At 33.7% G+C, this 5,008-nt stretch carries 4 protein-coding genes; 3 read left to right on the plus strand and 1 reads right to left on the minus strand.

Annotated features, from left to right (window positions below; all coding sequences use genetic code 11):
* A partial coding sequence (locus tag VFS71_RS17495) for a M48 family metalloprotease (RefSeq protein ID WP_326402892.1) occupies nt 1–585 on the minus strand: 585 nt, incomplete at its 3' end.
* A gap of 244 nt (nt 586–829) precedes the next feature.
* Between VFS71_RS17495 and lipA the strand changes: the two genes are divergently transcribed.
* Genes lipA through VFS71_RS17510 form a run of 3 tightly spaced genes read left to right on the plus strand, consistent with a single transcriptional unit; the run spans nt 830 to nt 4,974 of the window.
* Nucleotides 830–1,729 carry a lipoyl synthase gene (gene lipA, locus VFS71_RS17500; RefSeq protein WP_326402894.1) on the plus strand — a complete coding sequence of 300 codons (900 nt, stop codon included), beginning with the start codon at nt 830–832 and terminating at the stop codon, nt 1,727–1,729.
* Nucleotides 1,730–1,780: 51 nt separating this feature from the next.
* On the plus strand, nt 1,781–2,797 hold the full coding sequence (gene gap, locus VFS71_RS17505) for a type I glyceraldehyde-3-phosphate dehydrogenase (RefSeq protein WP_326402896.1): 1,017 nt from the start codon (nt 1,781–1,783) through the stop codon (nt 2,795–2,797).
* Entirely contained in the window at nt 2,794–4,974 is a 2,181-nt protein-coding gene (locus VFS71_RS17510) for a tetratricopeptide repeat-containing hybrid sensor histidine kinase/response regulator (protein WP_326402897.1), read from the plus strand. The genes gap and VFS71_RS17510 overlap by 4 nt, the downstream gene beginning before the upstream one ends.
* Nucleotides 4,975–5,008: the final 34 nt, after the last annotated feature.

Consider the following 5,008-nt stretch of genomic DNA (forward strand, 5'->3'; position numbering starts at 1 on the left):
ATCGGCTTCTGATTCTTGTTTACGACTGTATTTACTATCAATCATCGCACTACCAATTTTAGCCAATTGACTATCGGTAACAGCAGCTACTTTTGTAGATTGTGAAGCTGCAGCATCGATCAAAGCTTCTTTTTGATACGCCGCTTTCATGGCATCTCTGGAATCATGATTATTAACGTGACCAATTTCATGACCAATTACGGCTATTAATTCGTTATCATCCATTACATCCATCAAACCCGAAAAAACACGTACACTGCCATCTGCTGTAGCAAAAGCATTAACATCTTTTGTTAAATACACTTTATAATTCAAGGTATAAAACTCCCCTTTAGTGTATTTCCCAAAAACTTTAGCCAAACGAATAGCATAAGGATCAGTTGGTCCTGCCACTTTATTTTCGGCATCCATTTTATCTACCGCAGGTTTTGACAAAGCGGCCGCATCTGCATCGCTAAAAGTAAATCCTGTCATTCCTTTTTGGACAGCACCCAATGCTCTTTCTCCTAAATTAATTTGTGCTTGCGCTGTAAATAACCCAAACAATATTGAAAAAGTTCCTAATAATAATGGTTTTGTATTCATCTCTTTTTTATTTGATTTTAGAGTACAAATATACTACAACTTTAAAAAATACAGAATCCCGTTGAATTTTAATATTTAAAATTTAACACTACAAACCCTTAAATTAAATTTATCTTGAAGAACGTTTTTAATGCAAAAACCTAAAAATTCACTTAGTAACCAAACAAGTTTTATTAAAATTCACAAATAGGGAGTTCAAATTCTAAAACTACATTCCTTATCTTTGTACTCAGAAAATTGAAATATGGAAACTGTTTTAGATAATACATTACCTGTTGGGACCCGAGGTCAAGCCGAATCGAGCATAGCTAAACCAAAATGGTTGAAGGTAAAACTGCCAATAGGACAAAAATATACTGAGCTTCGTGGTCTAGTAGATAAATATAGCCTCAATACGATTTGTACTTCCGGAAGCTGTCCAAATATGGGAGAATGCTGGGGAGAAGGAACTGCAACATTTATGATTTTAGGAAATGTATGTACACGTTCTTGTGGTTTTTGTGGTGTAAAAACTGGAAGACCAGAAACTGTGGATTGGGATGAACCAGAAAAAGTAGCTCGTTCCATAAAGATCATGAACATCAAACATGCTGTAATTACTAGTGTTGACAGAGATGATTTGAAAGATGGAGGATCAATCATATGGATTGAGACTGTAAAAGCCATTCGCAGAATGAATCCAAACACTACCCTAGAAACTCTAATTCCTGATTTCCAAGGCATCGAAAGAAATATAGACCGTATCGTAGAAGCCAATCCTGAAGTGGTTTCACATAACGTGGAAACCGTTAGAAGACTTACTCGCGAAGTACGCATACAGGCCAAATACGACCGAAGTCTGGAAGTTTTGAGATACCTAAAAGAAAAAGGAATCAACCGAACTAAGTCCGGTATTATGCTGGGTCTTGGTGAACAGGAAGAAGAAGTTTTTCAAACTATGCGTGATTTACGTGCAGCCAATGTTGACATTGTTACTATTGGTCAATATTTACAACCTAGTAAAAAACACCTTCCCGTAAAAGAATTCATAACACCAGATCAATTTGAGAGATATGAAAAATACGGTTTAGAGTTAGGGTTCCGCCATGTAGAAAGCGGTCCATTGGTTAGATCTTCTTACAAGGCGCAAAAACATATTTTATAAATTGTTTAATCGGTTAGTCGCTTAACCGATTAACCCATTAAACAAATAAACTTGAAAACAAGAATCGCGATTAATGGTTTTGGAAGAATTGGGCGAAATTTATTTCGTTTGCTTTTAAACCATCCCACTATAGAAGTAGTTGCCATAAATGACATTGCTGATAAAAAAACAATGTCCCATTTAGTAAAATACGACAGTATTCACGGAGTTTTACCTGTTACGGTAAGCCATGATGAAAAAGGAATTGTGGTTGATGGGAAACACTTTTTATTTTTTCACGAAAAAAGCATTCCAAACCTGGACTGGAAAAGTGTTGATGTTGATTTTGTTGTAGAGTCTACTGGTAAGTACAAAACTTTTGAAGAGATAAATGCTCATATTTTAGCAGGCGCCAAAAGAGTAATTCTTTCAGCACCATCAGAAGTAGAGGATATAAAAACTGTTGTTTTAGGGGTCAATGAATCCATTCTTGACGGTACAGAAACCATTATATCCAATGCCAGTTGCACCACCAATAATGCTGCACCAATGATAAAAGTGATTGAAGAGCTTTGCGGAATTGAACAAGCCTACATCACTACTATACACTCTTTCACTACCGATCAAAGTTTACATGATCAACCTCATAAAGATTTGCGCAGGGCAAGAGGTGCAAGTCAATCCATTGTACCAACAACGACTGGTGCTGCAAAAGCATTGACTAAAATTTTCACTTCCCTAGACGGTAAAATGGGGGGCTGTGGAATTCGAGTACCAGTTCCCGATGGATCCTTGACCGATATTACTTTTAATGTAAAACAAACAGTTACCATAGAAGAGATAAACAACGCTTTTAAATTGGCCTCTCAAACCAATTTAAAAGGAATTTTAGAATATACAGATGATCCTATTGTGTCTGTAGATGTAATTGGCAATAAAAATTCATGTATATTTGATTCTCAACTTACTTCTGTAATCGACAAAATGGTAAAAGTAGTAGGTTGGTATGATAATGAAATTGGATATTCCTCCAGAATCATAGATCTGATTTTATTACTAAACAATAGTAAAAAATACCATCAAACATGAAATACTTTTTATTATTTACTGTTTTTTTTCATTCACTACTCTATTCACAAATTGGAAACAAAGTAGACAGCGTTACTTATTACTCCAAATTGGCAACCCAGAATATCAAAAACAATAATTATAAAGAAGCTTTATCATACACTCAAAAATCAATAAATTATTGTAAAAGAAATAAAAATATCGAAGCACAAGCTACTCAAACATTCAGCTTGGGTAAAATATATTTTGACTTAAATCTTCACAATGATGCCGTCGAATTATTCAGCAAAAGCATTGTATTATTTAACAGTATTTCTAAAGAACCCAACGACAAAGTAGCCAAAGCCTATTATTATATAAGCTTGTCCTGCGTAGAGAAAAAAAATTATCTCCTTGCTGAAAGCTCTATTCTCAAAACTGAAGAAATTCAAAAAAAATTAAAAATAAAGGATAAAGCGGATCTAATCAGGCTCCAAAAAGGAGTGCTTTCAAAAATAAGAGGCAATACTGCATTGGCAGAAATCCAATTCAACGATATCATTGCAAAACCTGACAGTCAAACTTTAACAAATTCAAAAGCTGAAGCTCTTTATCAAATAGGAACGATTGAGGCCACCAATAAAAGATACAACTTGGCTTTGAATTACTTCAACCGAGCTTTAGAATTAAATAAAGAAACTAAAAACTTAAATCAAAAGTCTAATATTTTACTGGCTTTAAGTACAGTTTACGACAAATTACTTGACAAGTCTACTGCTTATACCTACTTAAAAAAACATTTGAATCTAAAAGAAAGCATTGTACTTGCAAATGAAGAAAAACTAGGCATTAACGACTATGAAACTTTTAAAGAATCTCAGCGAAAACAAGAAGAATTATTACTTGAAAAAGAAAATAGGGAAAAAGAAAAATCCGATAAATTTTCTAAACTTATCAGTATTTTAGCAATTGCAATCATTTCAATTCTATCCCTTTTGAGCCTATCTCTTTACAAGAACAACATAATTCGCAATCAAACCAATTCATTATTGAAAGAAAAAAACAATGAATTGATTGCAGCCAAGAACAAAGCCGAAGAGGCCTCCAAAGCAAGATCTGAATTTCTATCAACAGTAAGTCATGAACTTCGAACGCCACTGAATGCCATCAACGGCATTACACACCTATTATTAGAAGAGCGCCCAAAAAAGTCACAGATGCATTATTTGTCTTCATTAAAATTTTCTGGTAACTACCTAACTACCTTCATCAATGATATCTTAGAAATAAATAAAATAGAATCCAATAAATTAGAAATTGAATATATTAATTTCAATCTCAAACAATTATTGGGAGATATCCAAAACTCGCTCAAAGAGATTGCCACCATAAACAACAATAAATTCATTCTCAAAATAGATTCTGCCATCCCCGAAAATTTAATAGGCGACCCTACAAAACTTTCTCAAATTTTCATGAATTTAATCAACAATGCACTAAAATTCACCAATAATGGGACAGTTAGTGTTCTTGCCCGATTAAGAAACTATCAAAACAATAACGCTACCATCTTTTTCCAAATTATTGATACAGGCATTGGAATTCCAGAAGATAAATTAAAAACTGTCTTCGAAAGTTTTTCACAAGGCTCAGTAGAAATCAATAGAAAATTTGGAGGTACCGGATTAGGATTAACCATTGTAAAAAAATTGGTTCGTATTCTGGGAGGACGGATAAGATTAAAAAGTATTGTTGGAGAAGGTTCAACTTTTTCTTTTGAATTGAATTTCAAAGTAGATAGCAAACCCATTCCAAATAAAGTTGTTACCAAAAACTACAATCCAGAAATCTTCAAAGACAAAAAAATATTAGTGGTTGAAGACAACAAAATCAACCAAATGATTACCCAAAAAATGTTGACAAATAAAGCAATGAAATGTACCATTTTGGACAACGGTGAAGAGGCTATTCAACTATTAAAAAACAAGGCATTCGATATGGTTTTAATGGATGTCCATTTATTAGGGATCAATGGTACTATTGCAACGCAACAAATTAGGGAGTTTGACACAAAAACCCCTATACTAGCCCTTACAGCTATTTCATTAAATGAAAACAGGGAAATGCTACTTTCTTTTGGCATGACAGATGTAATCACAAAACCATTTGTAGCAGAAGATTTTTACGCTATTATTGCCCAAAACATAATCAATTCCTAGTCCCTTACAATCAATTCCTTAATCAGTCTACGCA

The sequence above is a fragment of the Flavobacterium sp. genome, from assembly GCF_035760125.1.
In the GTDB taxonomy this organism is placed as follows: Bacteria; Bacteroidota; Bacteroidia; order Flavobacteriales; family Flavobacteriaceae; genus Flavobacterium.

Excerpts from the sequence above, each read along its gene's own strand:
- VFS71_RS17510 (WP_326402897.1), top strand. The coding sequence starts at position 2,794 with ATGAAATACTTTTTATTATTTACTGTTTTTTTTCATTCACTACTCTAT.
- lipA (WP_326402894.1), top strand. The coding sequence starts at position 830 with ATGGAAACTGTTTTAGATAATACATTACCTGTTGGGACCCGAGGTCAA.